The 17396-nt window shown below is 50.5% G+C and carries 15 protein-coding genes; 12 read left to right on the top strand and 3 right to left on the bottom strand.

Translation table 11 applies throughout. The features are described 5' to 3' along the window. Positions 1-58 precede the first annotated feature (58 nt). The gene (locus CRO74_RS02700) at positions 59-2734 is read left to right on the top strand and encodes an ABC transporter permease (RefSeq protein ID WP_218840194.1); all 2676 of its coding nucleotides are present in this window, start codon (positions 59-61) and stop codon (positions 2732-2734) included. 56 nt (positions 2735-2790) lie between these two features. On the opposite strand, the gene CRO74_RS02695 is transcribed toward CRO74_RS02700, so the two are convergent. After that, positions 2791-3189 carry a VOC family protein gene (locus tag CRO74_RS02695; RefSeq protein ID WP_097124449.1) on the bottom strand — a complete coding sequence of 133 codons (399 nt, stop codon included), beginning with the start codon at positions 3187-3189 and terminating at the stop codon, positions 2791-2793. Positions 3190-3362: 173 nt separating this feature from the next. Between CRO74_RS02695 and CRO74_RS02690 the strand changes: the two genes are divergently transcribed. Further along, positions 3363-4619, top strand: a complete 1257-nt coding sequence (locus tag CRO74_RS02690; RefSeq protein ID WP_097124448.1) for an exo-beta-N-acetylmuramidase NamZ family protein — start codon at positions 3363-3365, stop codon at positions 4617-4619. 394 nt (positions 4620-5013) lie between these two features. On the opposite strand, the gene CRO74_RS02685 is transcribed toward CRO74_RS02690, so the two are convergent. Continuing rightward, positions 5014-6198: an MFS transporter gene (locus CRO74_RS02685; RefSeq protein ID WP_097124447.1), complete on the bottom strand. Its 1185-nt coding sequence runs from the start codon at positions 6196-6198 to the stop codon at positions 5014-5016. Between the two features lie 325 nt (positions 6199-6523). Between CRO74_RS02685 and mnmA the strand changes: the two genes are divergently transcribed. The 10 genes from mnmA to CRO74_RS02635 all read left to right on the top strand — a co-directional run bounded on the left by mnmA (position 6524) and on the right by CRO74_RS02635 (position 17108). After that, positions 6524-7699, top strand: coding sequence for a tRNA 2-thiouridine(34) synthase MnmA (gene mnmA, locus CRO74_RS02680; protein ID WP_097124446.1), 1176 nt, complete (start codon positions 6524-6526; stop codon positions 7697-7699). A gap of 143 nt (positions 7700-7842) precedes the next feature. Further along, positions 7843-8580 carry a 3-keto-disaccharide hydrolase gene (locus tag CRO74_RS02675; protein ID WP_097124445.1) on the top strand — a complete coding sequence of 246 codons (738 nt, stop codon included), beginning with the start codon at positions 7843-7845 and terminating at the stop codon, positions 8578-8580. 138 nt (positions 8581-8718) lie between these two features. Next, the gene (locus tag CRO74_RS02670) at positions 8719-8982 is read left to right on the top strand and encodes a hypothetical protein (RefSeq protein WP_097124444.1); all 264 of its coding nucleotides are present in this window, start codon (positions 8719-8721) and stop codon (positions 8980-8982) included. A 107-nt stretch (positions 8983-9089) separates the two neighbouring features. After that, complete coding sequence (locus CRO74_RS02665; protein ID WP_097124443.1) at positions 9090-9767, top strand: HAD family hydrolase; 678 nt, start codon at positions 9090-9092, stop codon at positions 9765-9767. A 30-nt stretch (positions 9768-9797) separates the two neighbouring features. After that, complete coding sequence (locus CRO74_RS02660) at positions 9798-10841, top strand: agmatine deiminase family protein (RefSeq protein WP_097124442.1); 1044 nt, start codon at positions 9798-9800, stop codon at positions 10839-10841. A gap of 124 nt (positions 10842-10965) precedes the next feature. Beyond that, complete coding sequence (locus CRO74_RS02655) at positions 10966-11304, top strand: avidin-fold protein (protein WP_097124441.1); 339 nt, start codon at positions 10966-10968, stop codon at positions 11302-11304. 11 nt (positions 11305-11315) lie between these two features. Continuing rightward, entirely contained in the window at positions 11316-12020 is a 705-nt protein-coding gene (locus CRO74_RS02650; protein WP_097124440.1) for a hypothetical protein, read from the top strand. Positions 12021-12112: 92 nt separating this feature from the next. After that, positions 12113-14509: a peptidylprolyl isomerase gene (locus CRO74_RS02645; protein ID WP_097124439.1), complete on the top strand. Its 2397-nt coding sequence runs from the start codon at positions 12113-12115 to the stop codon at positions 14507-14509. Between the two features lie 140 nt (positions 14510-14649). Next, complete coding sequence (locus CRO74_RS02640; RefSeq protein WP_097124438.1) at positions 14650-16029, top strand: peptidylprolyl isomerase; 1380 nt, start codon at positions 14650-14652, stop codon at positions 16027-16029. 116 nt (positions 16030-16145) lie between these two features. Next, positions 16146-17108, top strand: a complete 963-nt coding sequence (locus CRO74_RS02635; RefSeq protein WP_097124437.1) for an AAA family ATPase — start codon at positions 16146-16148, stop codon at positions 17106-17108. A gap of 84 nt (positions 17109-17192) precedes the next feature. Here the strand turns inward: CRO74_RS02635 and CRO74_RS02630 are convergent, their stop codons facing one another. Beyond that, positions 17193-17372, bottom strand: a complete 180-nt coding sequence (locus CRO74_RS02630) for a hypothetical protein (protein ID WP_097124436.1) — start codon at positions 17370-17372, stop codon at positions 17193-17195. Positions 17373-17396 lie beyond the last annotated feature (24 nt).

Raw genomic sequence — 17396 nt, 5'->3', positions numbered from 1 at the left:
ATCCTGTATACCAAATCGTTAAACACCATTTCACCCGACCGGGACAGTCGGCACTACGATGAAAAACACCCCCCGAGATGTTGGACCCCGAAACGTCGGACCGCCCCGCTGGGCAAACTGGCTCCTTGAGAACTTCGGCCATCCCGATACACAAGAGGAGGTGCAGGGCGACCTACTCGAACTTTACGACTACTGGCGGCAAATGGTAGGCGAACGACGCGCCAACTGGCGATATGGGCTGGCAGCCCTGAAACTGATACGACCGTTAGCCAAGTCGAAAACACAGACCTATTCAGCACTCTTTCCCTTACACCCCGACATGCTTCGTAATTACTTAAAAATCGCCACCCGGAACCTTATCAAGAACAGGGTGTATTCTGCCATCAACATCGGCGGACTGGCGTTGGGCATGGCCTGCTGCCTGCTCATTGCCCTCTACGTCTATGACGAACTGAGTTACGACCGCTTCAACGCGAATTTCGCGCACATTTATCGGATTACCGAACGGCAAACACAGCCCGAAGGCATTGTTGATGTAGCCGTTACGCCGGGTCCACTGGCCGCTGCGCTTCAGAAGGATTTCCCTGAAGTACAGCGCACAACCCGAGTTGGCCAGTGGCATGGCCTATTGACCAAAGGGCGTCAGGCCATTGAACCCGAGCAGTTTTTGATCGTCGACCCCAGCTTTTTCAGTCTGTTCAGCTATCCGCTCATCATGGGCGACACGAACACCATCTTTCGTGGCCCGAACGAACTGGTTTTCAGTGAAACTACCGCTGAGCGTTTTTTCGGTGCAGACTGGCGGCAGAAAAACCTGCTGGGCCAGTCGATCACCCTTAACAAAGACCAGACCTTCACGCTGGTGGGGGTGGCGAAAAATCCACCTACGCAATCGCATATTCAGTTTGATGTCCTGATGCCGTTCAAATGGCTTGAGCGCAATGACGAATGGAGCATGAAATGGAACAGCAACAGCTACCATACCTACCTTCAGTTGCGGCCGGATGGATTGGGCAAAGCCGCTAACCCAACTGCTTTTGCCGATAAACTGCGGGGGCAACTCAAGCAGTACCAATCGGGCAACGAGACGCCCTTGCTGCTGCAACCCCTGTCCGATATTTATCTGTATTCCAAATTCGCCTTTGGAACCGATTACGGCAAACGCAGCGACATTACCTACATCCGGATTTTCGTAACGGTTGGCCTGATCGTGCTGCTCATTGCGGTCATTAACTTCATCAATCTGGCCACGGCGCGGGCGTCGCAGCGGGCCAAAGAAGTGGGCGTTCGGAAAAGCGTGGGGGCGCAGCGGTCGAGTCTGGTCACGCAGTTTCTGAGCGAAGCACTGTTAATGACAACCTTAGCCATGCTGGTTGCTTTGTTGCTGGCCGAACTGCTTCTGCCGGTGTTCAACAATCTGGCCGAAAAAAGCATGTCGATTCCCTATCAGATGCCCACTTTCTGGCTGGTCATTATTGGCCTGACCGGCGTAGTTAGCTTGCTAACCGGACTTTACCCGGCCTTTTTCCTCTCGTCTTTCCGGCCCGTCACGGTACTAAAAACCGGTGTTTCAGGCTACTTTTCCAGTGGCCAGACGGGACGGAGCTTCCGGCAATCGCTGGTGGTGGGCCAGTTTGTGCTGTCTATTGCACTAGCCATCAGCACAGTAGTGATCTATCGGCAACTGGCGTATTTGCAGAGTACCAAACTGGGATTCGACAAATCACAATTACTTCATGTGCGACTCAAAGGTGATCTGAAACAGAACGCGTTGCGATTCAAGAGCGATGTATCGCAATTACCGGGGGTGGCGCAGGCTTCTGTGACCACGAGCAATCTGGTCGACATGAAGAATAGTTCGACAATTGAATGGGAAGGGCAGACGCCGAAAGATGAATTCCTGATTACGCAGATGAATGTGGACGCTGATTTTATAAGGACAACGGGCATGTCGATGGCTTCGGGCCGAAATTTCTCGGCTCAGATCACGAGCGATACCTTATCTCAATTGGGGACGTATCTGATCAACGAAACAGCGGCCAAACGCATGGGTTGGACACCCGCCAGCGCCTTAGGAAAGAAGGTGAAGTTCTGGGGTACCGATGGCACGATCATTGGCGTGGTAAAAGACTTCCACTTCCGGCCATTGCACGTTAGTATCGAACCCTTCATTTTCCGTTTCCGGCCGAAAGAGTTCTACTTTGACTTGTTGGTAAAAACAAAGCCCGGTATGGTCGCCAGCACCCTGCCCGCTATAACGGCCGTTTACAAGAAACTGGACCCGAACTATCCAATCTCGTATGGTTTCGTTGATCAGGATTTAGACAGACAATACCGGTCCGAACAGCGTATCGGTCAGATCATACTCTATTTTGCTATCCTGACGATTCTTGTTTCCTGCCTGGGCCTGTTTGGGCTGACAGCATTCACGGCCGAACAGCGCACCAAAGAAATCGGCATCCGAAAAGTATTGGGGGCCTCCGTGGCCAGCATCGTAACCCTGCTCTCTAAAGACTTCCTGAAACTGGTGCTGATTGCGCTCGTCATTGCCTCGCCTTTAGCCTGGTATGCCATGAACCGCTGGCTGCAAAGCTTTGCATACAAAACCAGTTTTGAATGGTGGATGCCCGCCCTGGCCGGTTTGATAGCCATTTGCATTGCCCTGCTCACGATCAGTTTCCAAAGCATCAAAGCCGCCATCTCGAACCCGGTGAAGAGTTTGCGGAATGAATAGTGTAGCGACGGCCTGAGTAGTGCCGACCGTCCCGGTCGGCACTACTCAGGCCGTCGCTACACTATTACACGTTCACCAAAACTATAACACAGTTCATCGGGCGCGACTACGAATAGGACCTTCCACGCTACATTACCGTAGGTCTGCTGTTTAAAATCGGGTCTCACCTTTTCGAAGCCAGTTGCCTTTACTTCTGCAAATAGCTTTTCGACATCATCGACCTCAAAGAAGCAGCCATCCTGCTGGGGATCGCCCCCGTTTTCGGCGAGGCCAATCTGGATACCATCGCGGGTAAGAACGGCCGATGGCTGAGGTGCTTCGCTACGTGAAACCACCCGAAAACCGAGTATGGTCTCGTAGAAAGGTAACGCCATTTCCAGACTGGCAACGGGTAAATTCAGTTTATCCTGCTGGTAGGGCCAGGCGTTTTTCAAGATGGCTTTGTCAGGATGCATGCGCGGGGTTGGGTTTTAGTTAAGTTTTCGATCCGACACAAGAATACAACTTGCAGAACGTAATCTTCTTACGCTCTTGCACAGCTCCACAAACTCTTTACAGGATTTTGTTAAGTTTACCGTCGACTAACGCCTTAACGGGTCATCATTCTTCTTGTCGCTTTCCTGAATTTATGAAAATAAACTCATTCATAGTATTACCACTCGTCATCGGTCTGTCGTGTGCCGTCAACCCGGCGGTTCGCTCGTTACCATCCTCCGTTTCCGAAACGCCCGCTACCCAATCGGTACAGGCAAAGAAAGTGATCACCGGGGCCGATCAGGTGTCGGCGTATCTACCTTATCTGAAAGGAAAACGCATTGGTATGGTCGTTAATCAGACGTCTATCATCGGCAGCAAACCCAGCGTCGACAGTTTGGTGAGTCTGGGCGTGAACATCGTCTCGATCTTTGGGCCGGAACATGGCTTTCGGGGGAATGCCAGCAACGGCGCGAAGGTGGATGATGCGGTTGATGCCAAAACCGGCATTCCAGTGGTTTCGCTATACGGCAAAAACAAGAAGCCATCGAAAGAGCAACTGGCTAATATCGACCTAATGATCTTCGACATTCAGGACGTGGGCTGCCGATTTTACACCTACATCAACACGCTCAACCACGTGATGGAAGCCTGCGCCGAGAACAACAAAGAGCTGATGATTCTGGACCGTCCCAATCCGAACGGCTATATTGTCGACGGGCCTATTCTGGAGCCTCATCTGTACTCGGGGATTGGTATGCACCCAATTCCGATTACGCACGGCTGTACCATCGCCGAATTTGCCCAAATGATCAACGGCGAAGGCTGGGGGGGCGTTGCCAAAACAAAGCCGTGTAAGCTGAAAATTATTAAAATCGCCAATTACAACCACGATTTAGCTTATACGTTGCCCGTACTTCCGTCGCCCAATCTGAACACGCAGCAGTCCATTTTACTATACCCCAGCCTTTGCTGGTTCGAAGGAACAATCATTAGCCAAGGACGGGGCACCTACATGCCATTTACCGTACTAGGCGCTCCTGCGCTGAAAGGTCAATATTCGTTCTCCTTCAAACCTGTCAGTCTTAAAGGCATGAGCGAAACACCCTTGCATCAGGATGAAGATTGCTATGGGCTTGATCTTCGAACCTATGACACCAAACTACTGCGCAAAACAAAACAGCTCAATCTGAAATGGCTGATGGAGTTATACAAAGCCTATCCCGAAAAAGCCCGTTTCTTCGATACGAGTTATAGTAAGCAAATGGGCAACTTCAATTACCGAAGCGGCAACGAAGCGCTTAAAAAACAAATTATTGCGGGCGTTTCCGAAAAGGAAATCCGCCAAAGCTGGGAGCCGGGATTATCGGCCTATAAGCAAACGCGGAAGAAGTATTTGATTTATCCGTAGTCCGTCCGTTGCAGCTTAGTAAACATATACAGTAAAATAGTTTACTAATCTTCTCTTTTACCTTGTAAATCCAACACAGCATGTCAGATTTACAAGGATGATCAAGTAAGCAGTACAAACGAAAATAGGTAGCCTTCTGAAAGAATTTCTGGCAATGGGCTTAACGTGAATAATGAGTTTAAGTGACGTAATGTGTCCTTCAACCTACGGTATATACACCTGTTTTCCCTGAGCCCTGGCGGGGCGACCTGTTTATAGAAAATAGAGGATGAGTTCCCCTATAAGCCTTATGCCAGTAATCGGCATACATATACGATAGACAGGTTCTCTAATTGCGCATTCTAGGTCGGACAAGTAATTAATACACTGACCATCAACGGGCTTTCTATGTTAATTACTTTCCTTTCACACCGTAACTCAGGGCAACTACTACCAACAGCACGGCCAATGCGCCAAAAGCAGCTGACAGTGAAACCTGTTGAGCAATAAACCCCAGAGCGGCAGGGCCAGCCAGCATACCGGTGTACCCAATCGTCGTAATTGCTGGCAGGCTAACACTCGGGGCTATACCCGGTAACCTTCCGGCTTCGCTGAAAAATATGGGAACAATATTAGCTGCCCCCAACCCTAAGAGAACAAAGCCAGCCAATACACCGACTACCCAGGGACTCAAAATAGCCATACATAATCCGAGGGCACCGAGCAAACTGCCAATTACCACAACCGTTTTGCCATTTAAGCGTGCCACAAGCTTATCTCCTACCAAACGCATGATCGCCATAGCGATAGAAAAGGCCGCATAGCCCGCTCCTGCAAACTCGGAGTCGACCCCTTTAGTATCGCGCAAAAAGATAGCACTCCAGTCGAGAACAGCCCCTTCTGCCAGAAATACGGCAAAACACATAAAGCCCAGAAATAAGACCCGGCCGTTCAACCAGCCAAATTTCCGGTTACCCTCAACACCCTTTTCAGGAGCAGAGAAGGCAGCAATCGCCTGTTGTTCCGTATCTAACGAAAATAAATGGTTGTATTGAGTGAGCGTAATACCGATTATGAGAATGGCAATACCAACAATGGCATAAACCGGGTTCAGCCCCAGCTTGATCAGAAAGCCTAATCCGAGCGAACCAAACAGGCCACCCACACTGAACAGTCCATGTAAAGATGACATGATGGGCTTACCATACAAATTTTGTACTTGTACGCCATGCGCATTCATGGCTACGTCAATTGTGCCAATGCTTGAACCAAAAACAAACAAGGTGACTGACATGCCCGCAACTGAAGGCAGAATAAGCAGCAGTGGGAGTGTAAGTGCCATAACCAGTGCCGCAGAGGCCATCACTACCCGGCTCCCAAAACGGCTCACCAGCCAACCCGAGGCAGGCATCATGAGCATGGCCCCACCACCCAGCAAAAGCAGCAACAAGCCCAGATTGGCGTCATTCAACGCTAATCGGTCTTTGGCAAAGGGAACCATCGGTGCCCAACTGGCCATACCCAGACCGCAAACCAGAAAAATCAACTGAGTGGCCACGCGTGCCTTCAACACATGGCCCGAAGGTATTGCAACATCCATAACGCAACCAGACTAAACGGTTCAATAGTACCTATCCAGTTTTAACCATAGTTGCCCAAACTGGTAGACTTTCGGCAAACGTACTCGATTTTCGATTCAGTCACCACATGCAAGCCCATTATCCAATGAAATAGCGTTGGAGTATCGCTGCAATTTTATGGATGTATTAGTAAGAGGGTGTTCAGACAACTTGCATTCCGGAACAATTCTATCCCTCCGAAACTAAGACCCCTCTCATTTGCGTTCGTATCTTTGTGTGTCGTTTCAAAAAGGAATTGATAGCACTAAAAACACTAAAATCGCGGGGCTTTGAACCCCGGCGGATATGAGCAAACACGGACGAATTCTGGTCGCCATGAGTGGCGGCATTGACTCTTCGCTGGCAGCGGTCATGCTCCACGAAGAAGGCTACGAGGTCATTGGGATGACCATGAAAACCTGGGATTACGCATCCTCGGGCGGGACAAAAAAGGAAACGGGCTGCTGTAGCCTGGATAGTATCAACGACGCCCGCAATATTGCCGTTAGCCTCGGCTTTCCTCATTATATTCTGGACATTCGGGAAGAGTTCGGCGATGCCGTTATCGACCACTTTACCGGCGAATACCTCGAAGGACGTACCCCAAACCCCTGCGTGATGTGTAACACGCACATCAAATGGGACGCCCTCCTGCGCCGGGCCGACCGGCTCGATTGTGAGTCCATTGCCACCGGTCACTATGCGCATATTCGGGAAGAGGGCGGCAGGTTTGTACTCTCTAAAGGCGTTGATACGCTGAAAGATCAATCCTACGTATTGTGGGGTGTATCGCAGGAGAGTTTGAGCCGGACGAAGCTACCGCTGGGACATCTGCGGAAATCCGAAATCCGCGACATGGCCACCGAGCGGGGATTCCTGGAACTGGTTACCAAATCAGAATCCTACGAAATCTGTTTCGTACCCGACAACGATTACCGGGGGTTTCTGAAACGGCGTATGCCGGGTCTGGAAGCCGAAGTAGCCGGGGGTAACTTCGTGATGGAAGGCACCGGAAAAGTGATGGGCAAACATCAGGGCTATCCATTCTACACCATCGGCCAGCGGAAAGGGCTGGGCATGGCCTTCGGTCAGCCGATGTTCGTTACGGAAATCCGGAAAGACACGAATGAAGTGGTGCTTGGCGTCGATAAAGACCTGTACCGCGATGGCATGATCGTTAGCAAACTGAATCTGCAAAAGTACCCTACCCTCAACGGCCCGATGGAAACGGTCACGAAAGTACGGTACAAAGACCCCGGCACAGCGGCTACCATTTCGCAGTCGGGCGACAAAATTGAGGTGTTCTTTAAAGAAGGTGTATCGGCCATTGCGCCCGGTCAGGCGGCCGTTTTCTACGAAGGCGACGACGTGATTGGTGGCGGCTGGATCATGAAAAGCTTTCGCCAGGGCGACGAGTTCACCCGTTTGGATAGCCATAAAGAGGCAGCGGCTCACCCACAACTTGCCGCAAGTAGCTTATAATACTCTTTAGTTGAACGCGTTAGTAGAGCGTGTACAGAATAACTTCCGGGAAGTTCTGTACACGCTCTACTGGTTTAAACAGGATTCACCATTAAAAATAAAAGTGTTTCTTTGTGAATAGTCTCTATCAACAAAGCCCCTCCATGAAAAAACTCGCTCTACTTACCGGCTTATTGCTAACCTGTACGCTTCACCTTTTTGCCCAAACCTCAGTGTCCACTGGGCCAGCATCCACAACAACAGCCCCGGTTGCCCCGCCCAAAGGACACCCAAACTCAAGTGGTGCAGGCTGGAAACCGCTCTTTGCCAGTGATCTGTCTGATGCGGGCTTCCCCAAGGGCGTCTGGAGTTTCGATGACGGGGGCGTGTTGACGGCTACAGCCGATGTAGCCATCTGGACGGCCGTTCCTTACGATGATTTTGTACTGGACTTACTCTTCAAGACCGCTGACGGTACCAACAGTGGCGTGGTCGTTCATGCCAGCGACACAACGAACTGGATTCCTAACTCGGTCGAAATTCAGATTGCCGACGATTACGCAAAAAAATGGGCAGACTCACCAACCAACTGGCAGTGTGGTGCCTTCTTCGGCCATCAGGCAGCTACAAAACAACAGATAGTAAAAAAACCCGACGAGTGGAACCGCTACACCATTACCTGTCAGGGCAAGATGATTTATGTAGTACTGAACAATCAGTTGGTAAACACCATCGACCTGTCGAAATTCACCTCGGCAAAAACAAATCCAGACGGTTCTGAAGTGCCCTCCTGGCTCAACAAAGCCCCCGCCGAATTACCGCTTCATGGGTACATCGGACTTCAGGGCAAACATGCCGGGGCACCCATTTATTTTAGAAATTTAAAGATAAAGGCGTTGTAGCTGGACGTAGCATGGGCTTCAGCCCGTGTAGCCATCAGGCTAAAGAGGTAGCTCAGTAATTAGCCTGATAGCTACACGGGCTGAAGCCCATGCTACAATTTACAGAACTGAACAGCCCTTGCCGGTTGTTCTAGCTTCATGCAAACAGAACCTGTAACTCGTCATAGCCCTGCCCTTCCTGAATTGCGTTTTTCGCTCAATCTGCTGTATGTAGGCCGGTTGTTGCTGGGTATGAAATCATCCTCGATGGCGGTTGACGAAAGTCTTGAGGCTTTCGATGAACGTATCGAAGACGTGACAGATGAGTTAGTCGCTACAGAATTACTGCACGAAGCCGCTGTTTTGGCGGGCGATATTCTGGACGAAAACCCGTCAATTGAATCGTCGGACGATACATTGTAAGCCGTCATCTATTTTCTTTGTACGGCTTTGCCGGTTCCAGCCTTCCGATACTAAATCAGACGCAAGGTATTGCGAATAAACAGACGCAAGGTATTGCGTCTCTACATATGCCCGAAACAACTCCTCCGGTTTTAGCCGCTCTGTTTGACATGGACGGCGTTTTGATTAATAACACCGATTTTCATATCAACGCCTGGCTGCAATTTGCTCAGAAGCATGATCGTCCCCTGACAAGAGACCAATATGTCGAAAATATCAACGGACGGGTATCGGCGGATGCCATGGCGTATGTGTTCCAACGACCGATTACACCCGGCGAGCTGATTGTCCTTACCGAAGAAAAAGAGTCGATCTACCGCGAGTTGTACCGACCTCACCTTCAACCCGCTCTAGGATTACTGGACTTTATGAACGCGTTGCAAGCGGAGGGAATCAGGTTGGCAGTGGGCACATCGGCTCCGGAAAGCAATGTGCTGTTCACCCTGGATGGGCTCCCGCTACGGCCTTATTTCGACGCCGTCGTCGATGCCAGTATGATTAAGCGCGGCAAGCCCGACCCCGAAATATACCTGACCGCTGCCGACCGGGTTGGTGCTACGCCAGCTCATAGCATTGTCTTTGAAGATGCCTTTTCGGGTATCGAATCGGGACTTCGGGCGGGCATGAAAGTGATTGCGATCGCCACCACCCATAGCCGCGACGAATTAGCAGACACGGGAGCCTTATTGATTGTCGATGACTTTACGGAACTGACAGCAGACGCTATTCGCGCCTTAATCGCCTAACACGTTTTACCTTTATCCATCATTTTTTCCATGTCTCGTATTCCCGCCCGTGAGGGCTTTTTCTTTCCTGCCGAATGGCACCCCCACGTAGCCACCTGGCTTAGCTGGCCCCATACCGAAGCGTCCTGGACCAAAGAGCGGCAGGAATTGATGTTCCCGGCTTACATTGACTTCATCAAAGCCATTGCCGAAAGCGAACAAGTGTGCATCAACGCCCATAACGATATCGTAATACAGGCGGCTAAGCTGCGCCTGTTAGGAGCCGGAGCCGATATGAGTCGCATTACCCTCCTGCCCCACCCTACCAACGACTCCTGGTGCCGCGATCACGGCCCCGCTTTTCTGATCAATCCGGAGAAGAAAGAACGGATGATCGTGAACTGGGGCTATAACGCCTGGGGTAACAAATACCCTCCTTACGACCGCGACGACCTGATTCCGGTTCAAATTGCCCATTACCGGGGCCTGGAGTATGTAACCCCAGGTATTATCATGGAAGGCGGATCAGTGGAGTTCAACGGAGCGGGAACAGTACTGACCAGCCGGGCCTGCCTCCTCAACCAGAACCGTAATTCTCATTTGACACAAGCCAACATAGAGCAGTACCTCTGCGATTATTACGGCGTTCAGCAGGTACTTTGGGTAGAAGAAGGCATCGTGGGCGACGATACCGACGGCCACATTGACGACACCGTCCGGTTTGTGAATGAAGACACCGTCATTGCCGCCTATGAGCCGAACAAAAACGACGCGAACTATCCATTCCTTCAGGAAATCCATCACGAACTGAAACAGATGCGGTTGCTCAACGGCAAGCAGCTGAATATCGTCGAGCTACCCATGCCCGACCCGGTTGAGAGTGATGGCCTACGGCTTCCAGCCTCCTACGCCAATTTCCTGATCACGAACGGAGCCGTCATCGTACCCACATTCCGCTGCGCCAGGGATCAGCAGGCACTCGACATCATCGGCAGCTGTTTCCCCGATCGTAAAATTATCGGAATTGATTCTACCGATATTGTGTGGGGCCTCGGCAGCTTCCATTGCCTGAGCCAGCAGGAACCAACTGTCTGAACCGGGATTTATTTGATTTTTATGATTTCATTGATTTTGCAACTCCCAGATTCATTTACGTGTAGTAACGGCAGTTGATTTTAAAATCATGTCAATCATAAAAATCAAATAAATCCCGGTTCAGATGTATAGCAACAAAACTTTCCGCTCCGTAACCAACACCGACAATGGTGAAGTAAGCAGCGAAACGCTCTTTCATTACCACCAGGAGAACAGTATTGTATGGGCCGAGTATGCAGGCGGAAGCATTGTAAAAGGCTTTTTGATTGCGGTTGTTCAACCCGATAATAGCCTCGATATGCGATATGAACACGTTAATAAAGAGGGTGAATTAATGACGGGCAAATGCCTGTCGACACCAGAATTTCTGACTGATGGCCGGATTCGTCTGCATGAGCAATGGCAATGGACCAGTGGCGATGGCTCATCAGGCACATCAATCATTGAAGAAGTTTTAGTCTGATCTACAACATCATGCGCATCAGTTTAATCAGTTTAATCGCGGTTCTGACAATGGTTAGCTGCGTACGCCAGCCGGTACTCACGGCGGAGTTGAGACCCCGTTCGCTGAAAGCCATCAATTTAGAAGAAACGATTAGCAGGCGGGATGAACTCATGATGGCATATTCTCTGACCAGCTACGACGCGCAGAACAAAGCGGTAGCCGTTGTGAATGGTGGCTGGGGCATAGAAACCATGCAGAAAGATCAGCAACTGGATTTGCAGGCGGCACCTTCGGACGAGCATAGCCCGGCAAAACCGATTAGTCTGACCCTCCCCAAAAACGGCCGGATAGTAGCTTCACTGGTGCTGATCGAAGTGGATGATTATAGCCAGGCACGGCAAACGATGGCAAAAATTCAAAAGATCCATAACCTGATTGCGGTTCCGGCAGGCCTGCTACTGACGGCAACCGAAATGCTTACCCCATTAAAATACGTTTCGGCGGGGCTGGTAGCCACGGGCGTTGGGCTTCAACTGCTGGATAAACTGGATCAGGACGACCTCCTCGGCCAAAGCAGTGTAGAACTGCGCGATGCGGATGTACGAAAGAAAAAACAGCAATTTATCCGGGTACCCGCCATCTTTACGGGACAGAACCTGAAGGATTCGTTCGATTATCGGCTTGAGTACGACATTATGCTTAAGTCGGTGAAAATCCAGCCCGTACTCCAATAAGGTGATATGGACAACGTTGGATATACGTACCGAATGTTTTTTCTAGCGTAACTGTTTTATCAATACGTTTAAAATCACCTATTAGAGACGCTATGCGCCATTTCACAGGCGGTATCTTATTGGCTCTTCTTGTAACAGCCTGTAAAACAACCGCTCCGGTTGTTCAGCAAACACCACCGGAACCCGTTATTCTGACGCTGGGCAATAAGGCCTTCACGACCGACGATTTCTTTCAGTCGTTTACCAAAAACCAGCTTTCGTCAGACTCAGCCCAACGCACCGACGTCAAAAACTACTTTGACCTTTACACAAGCCTAAAGCTGAAAGTACTGGCGGCTGAGTCCGAAGGTCGCGATACCACCGAAGCGTTTCGGGAGGAAATGAACACCTACCGCAAACAACTGGCGCAATCGTACCTGACCGACAAAGTACTGGTAGAATCGCTGGCGGCCGAAGCCTACCAGCGCATGCAGGAAGAAGTCAATGCATCTCACATTTTCATTCCCATTTCGGAGTACGCTCAGCCCAGCGATACACTGACAGCCTATCAGACAATTATGTCGCTCCGTAAACAGGCGTTGGAGGGAACGGAGTTCGCCAAACTGGCGCAGGAGAATTCGAAGGATGTAAAGACGGCTCAAAATGGAGGCAGTTTAGGATACATAGCGGCTTTTGAGAATGTTTATCCGCTGGAAACAGCCGCTTACACAACGTCCGCTGGAGGCATTTCCATGCCTGTTCGTACGCGATTCGGTTATCATATCCTCAAAGTAAACAGCCGCCGGCCGAGCCGGGGACGCGTACGTGTGGCGCATATTCTGGTACGTATGAGTCCCGCAGCCGATGAAGTCGGCCAGAAAGCCGCTCAGGAACGAATCGACAAAGCGTACGCCCAATTGCAGCGTGGCGAGTCATTCGAGCAGGTTTGTCGGCTGATATCCGACGACGCGACGTCCAAAGCGAATGGCGGTGTTTTGCCCCCATTTGAACCGGGCCGTTGGGTACCCGCTTTTGAAGATGCAGCCTTTGCTCTCAGCAAACCCGGCGATTATTCAAAACCGGTTCACACCAACTACGGCTGGCATATCATCAAGCTCATCGAGCGTAAAGGATTGGACTCGTTCACAACGCTCGCACCCTCACTGCGGCAACGCGTCACGACCGACAGCCGCGCCGATGTGCTGCGGCAGGTTACCGTACAGCGGTTACAAAAAGAATATCCCGTTCAGACTGATCAGACACTTTTAGCGAGTGCCATTGCCAAAGCCGACAGCAGTCTCCTGCGCGGCCAGTGGCGCTATACCGAGCCACTTGATGCAACGCTGCAAAATAAACCGCTGGTTACCATTGCCCAACAGCCCTATACGGTAAATCAGTTCTTTGCCTACGTTCGGCAGCGGCAGCAGCCACCTCGGAACCCGGCCTTAACGGCTTCTTCGGCAGCAGTGGATAAACCCGTTGGCGGTTCGGCAGCGATTGCGATGGGTCGATTGTTCGATCGTTTCGTTGGAGACCAGTTAATTGCTACCGAAGAGATGAATCTGGATAAAAAATCACCTGAGTTTCGGTCTTTGCTAACCGAAATCCGGGACGGTGTTCTCTTGTCTCAGGTTATGGAACAGAATATATGGGAGCGGTCGATGGTCGATTCGACGGGGCAGCGTCAATATTATGAACAGAACAAAGACAAGTATCGCTTTCCCGAACGAGCCAGAGCTACCCTGGTTGTTGCCCAGAATGACAGCCTGCTCAAACAGGCCGTCAGTATGCTGAGCAGTCGGCCACCTTATCAGCTCCGACGTTCGGCGGCTCCGTTGACCTTCACTAAAAACCAGACAGCGCTCAGTGACAATCTGCGTGAATCGCTCTACGATGTGCTGGTGGTCATGAGCACCAACCAAGATTATGTAGTGGAAGTAAGCGGCTCCCATGATGCTACCGAAGCCGACTCGATATCGGCGGGGCGGATTCGTTCGGTGGTTAGTTATTTACAGAAAAATGGTATTCCACTGAGCCGCATCATGGAAAAGGACTTTCAGGGTGTACGGCCGGGAGCCGTTAAAGACGCCCAGCGAAATGTGTCGTTTCAATACTTCAGCAATGCGAAAGATGACATCGCCAAAGTCCTGAACAGCAAGTACACGACAACAGCGGGGCCGGTTCGGGCAGAAAACCCGGCGAGCGCATCACGATTATCCGACGCTCCGGCGGTCAGCATTATTACCGGCCTGTTTGCTCAGGGAGACAACCCATTTCTGGACGCAATCGGTCAGTGGAAAACCGGCACGACCACGCTTCACCGCGATAATAAGGCAATTTCTGTCCTGGTTGAGCGTATTGAACCTGCCCGCGCCAAAACCTTCGACGAAGCGCGGGGAGCCGTCATCAACGAATACCAGGCCACGCTCGAAAAGCAATGGCTGGCCCAGCTTCGGCAAACCTACCCGGTAAAGGTTAATGAAGATCAGCTTCGAAAGCTGGTTAAATAGTCGGTTCATTCACCGTTCGGAAAAGGCCGGTTCGGGTTTCCGGACCGACCAACTTTATCCAGGCAGGAAACACAATAGATTTCAGTCTTAAAAATGCTTAAAACGCAGAGTAGCAACCATTCTCTGCTTATCTTTAAAACATGAAAAAAGTAATAAGCAGTGTGCTCATTGTTTTGGTAGGCTGGTTCCTGACCGCGCCTACGTTTGGGCAGGGCCAGGGCATTAGCCTGAACAAGATCATCGCTAAAGTCGATAACTACTACGTGCTTCGGTCTGATCTGGAAGAAGCCTATCAGTCATACGTTGGCCAGAACCAGACACCCCCACAAAAATGCCAGTTGCTGGAGAGCCTTGTCATTAACAAAATGATGCTGGCCAAAGCCGAAATCGACTCCGTTGTTGTTGACGACAAAATCGTAGACAGCGAACTCGACTCCCGGATGCAGTACATGGTTCAGCAGTTTGGCTCGGACAAAAACATTGTGGAAGCCTACGGTAAAAGTCTGGAGATGCTGAAAAGCGAACTACGGTCGCAGGTGAAAGACCAGAAAGTAGTCCAGAAAATGCAGCAGAAAATCACGACCGACGTCAAGGTAACCCCCCGCGACGTGCGCCGATTCTACGATGGTATACCCAAAGATAGTCTGCCGTACATTCCTGCCGAAGTTGAAGTGGGCCAGATCGTTCGCTTTGCCAAGCCAACCAAAGAACAAAAGGAGGTATTGCGTCAACGGTTGCTGGACATAAAGAAGCAGGTAGAAGGCGGAGCAGATTTTGCAAAACTGGCGAAAGACAACTCCGAAGACGTTGGTTCAGCCCAGAACGGTGGCGATTTAGGATTTGCCAAACGGGGTATGATGGTGGCACCCTTCGAAGGAGCTGCGCTGAAACTGAAGCCGAACCAATTATCGGATGTAGTTGAATCGGATTTCGGCCTTCACCTGATCCAGCTGATCGAAACCCGTGGTGCCGAATACCACGCCCGTCATATTCTGCTTCGCCCTGACTATAACCGTCTGGATGTATCGGGACCAACGCATTACCTGGACAGCCTGCGCACCCTGATTCAACTTGATTCGCTCAAGTTTGAAAAAGGGGCTAAAGAATATTCTGAGGATAAAGGTACCGCTGATGCCGGTGGATTACTGCGCGACGCACAGTCGGGTAGCAGCCGTTTGGCAATGGATGGCTCTATGGAGTATGCGCTGTTCCAAATGCTGGATACCATGAAAGTGGGCGCTATTTCGGCTCCGCTGCCTTACCGTACCGAAGATGGTAAGAGTGCGGTACGAATATTGTACTATAAAAGCAAGATTGATCCTCATACGGCCGATTACACCAAGGATTTCGAAAAATTACAGGCTATTGTCCTGAGTAATAAGAAAAACCGGGCTATTGACGATTGGTTCAAGAAATCAGTTGCCGACGTGTACATTACTGTCGACCCTGAATTTCAGGGTTGCCGTATCTTTGGCACCACTCAGAATAGTGCCGCTACACTAAGTGGAGGAGGAAATTAATTGATAATGGTTAATGACCAATGGATAATGAGCGCTGTCAAGTAGAGCACTATAATTCATTAGCACATTACCCACTTTAACCATTATACATTTTTCATTAATCATTTTTTACTACAATGCCTTACTCCTCGGATGTTGCGGCTGCCGAAGCCCTTACTACCTCTTATCAGAAGTTAAAAAACGAAATCTCGAAAGTCGTAATTGGTCAGGATGATACGGTTCGCTTGCTGCTGACGGCCATCTTTTGCCAGGGTCACTGCCTGTTGGTGGGCGTACCCGGTTTAGCCAAGACGCTATTGATTCAAACCATTGCGGGTGCGCTTGACCTCGATTTCAACCGTATCCAGTTTACGCCTGACCTGATGCCGTCTGATATTCTGGGCTCTGAGACATTGGATCAGGAACGCAATTTCAAGTTTATCAAAGGCCCCGTATTTGCCAATATTATTCTGGCCGATGAAATTAACCGGACTCCGCCCAAAACGCAGTCAGCGCTACTGGAAGCCATGCAGGAGTATTCGGTTACTATTGCCGGTCAGAAATATGCACTGGGACGGCCATTTTTCGTTTTAGCCACCCAAAACCCGATTGAGCAGGAAGGTACCTATCCCCTACCCGAAGCCCAGCTCGACCGGTTTATGTTCAATATCTATCTGGATTACCCGTCTTATCAATCCGAACTGGATATTGTTAAAAGCACAACTTCCGACAAAAAATACGATGTTCAGCGCGTGATCACGGGCGAAGAAATTCGGGAATTCCAGCAACTGGTTCGCCGGGTGCCGGTAGTCGACAATGTGGTGGAATATGCCGTAAAACTCGTGCACAAAACCCGCCCGAATACCGAAATGGCGGCTTCCGATGCCAACCAGTATCTGGAGTGGGGTGCAGGGCCACGGGCCTCTCAGGCACTCATCCTGGCCGCAAAATGCAACGCCCTGCTAACCGGGAAATACTCGCCCGATATCGAAGATGTTAAGGCGGTAGCATTGCCTATTCTACGCCACCGGGTAGTACGAAACTTCAAAGCTGAGGCCGAAGGCATTTCGGTAGAGCAGCTGATCAAACGGTTGTTGTAGGGTTGAATCATAAATAAAGCCAGAAGGCCCACCGCTGAAGCGGTGGGCCTTCTTTTGTGGTAACAGCTTACCAAAACGACAACATTACTCATCGTCCTTATCCTTCAGGTTGGTCTTACCCAGAAAATCTTTATCGCCTTCGCCCATGCCCGTCGAGCGGTCATCAACGCCCGAGGCATCTACATTTTCCGTTTCTTCACTGACCAGAAAGCCATCCTGTCCGGCAGGTTGAGGTACTCCGGGGGGTTGTTCTTTGTTTTCCATAACGTGTTGTTGGTTTGTTTCTCA

The sequence above is a fragment of the Spirosoma fluviale genome, assembly GCF_900230225.1.
Classification (GTDB): domain Bacteria; phylum Bacteroidota; class Bacteroidia; order Cytophagales; family Spirosomataceae; genus Spirosoma; species Spirosoma fluviale.
Note: the sequence above shows the minus strand (reverse complement) of the source record. Positions and strands in the feature narration are given on the sequence as shown.

Excerpts from the sequence above, each read along its gene's own strand:
- CRO74_RS02670 (WP_097124444.1), top strand. The coding sequence starts at position 8,719 with ATGCAAACAGAACCTGTAACTCGTCATAGCCCTGCCCTTCCTGAATTG.
- mnmA (WP_097124446.1), top strand. The coding sequence starts at position 6,524 with ATGAGCAAACACGGACGAATTCTGGTCGCCATGAGTGGCGGCATTGAC.
- CRO74_RS02695 (WP_097124449.1), bottom strand. The coding sequence starts at position 3,189 with ATGCATCCTGACAAAGCCATCTTGAAAAACGCCTGGCCCTACCAGCAG.
- CRO74_RS02640 (WP_097124438.1), top strand. The coding sequence starts at position 14,650 with ATGAAAAAAGTAATAAGCAGTGTGCTCATTGTTTTGGTAGGCTGGTTC.
- CRO74_RS02685 (WP_097124447.1), bottom strand. The coding sequence starts at position 6,198 with ATGGATGTTGCAATACCTTCGGGCCATGTGTTGAAGGCACGCGTGGCC.
- CRO74_RS02630 (WP_097124436.1), bottom strand. The coding sequence starts at position 17,372 with ATGGAAAACAAAGAACAACCCCCCGGAGTACCTCAACCTGCCGGACAG.
- CRO74_RS02675 (WP_097124445.1), top strand. The coding sequence starts at position 7,843 with ATGAAAAAACTCGCTCTACTTACCGGCTTATTGCTAACCTGTACGCTT.
- CRO74_RS02665 (WP_097124443.1), top strand. The coding sequence starts at position 9,090 with ATGCCCGAAACAACTCCTCCGGTTTTAGCCGCTCTGTTTGACATGGAC.
- CRO74_RS02690 (WP_097124448.1), top strand. The coding sequence starts at position 3,363 with ATGAAAATAAACTCATTCATAGTATTACCACTCGTCATCGGTCTGTCG.
- CRO74_RS02635 (WP_097124437.1), top strand. The coding sequence starts at position 16,146 with ATGCCTTACTCCTCGGATGTTGCGGCTGCCGAAGCCCTTACTACCTCT.
- CRO74_RS02660 (WP_097124442.1), top strand. The coding sequence starts at position 9,798 with ATGTCTCGTATTCCCGCCCGTGAGGGCTTTTTCTTTCCTGCCGAATGG.
- CRO74_RS02655 (WP_097124441.1), top strand. The coding sequence starts at position 10,966 with ATGTATAGCAACAAAACTTTCCGCTCCGTAACCAACACCGACAATGGT.
- CRO74_RS02650 (WP_097124440.1), top strand. The coding sequence starts at position 11,316 with ATGCGCATCAGTTTAATCAGTTTAATCGCGGTTCTGACAATGGTTAGC.
- CRO74_RS02645 (WP_097124439.1), top strand. The coding sequence starts at position 12,113 with ATGCGCCATTTCACAGGCGGTATCTTATTGGCTCTTCTTGTAACAGCC.
- CRO74_RS02700 (WP_218840194.1), top strand. The coding sequence starts at position 59 with ATGAAAAACACCCCCCGAGATGTTGGACCCCGAAACGTCGGACCGCCC.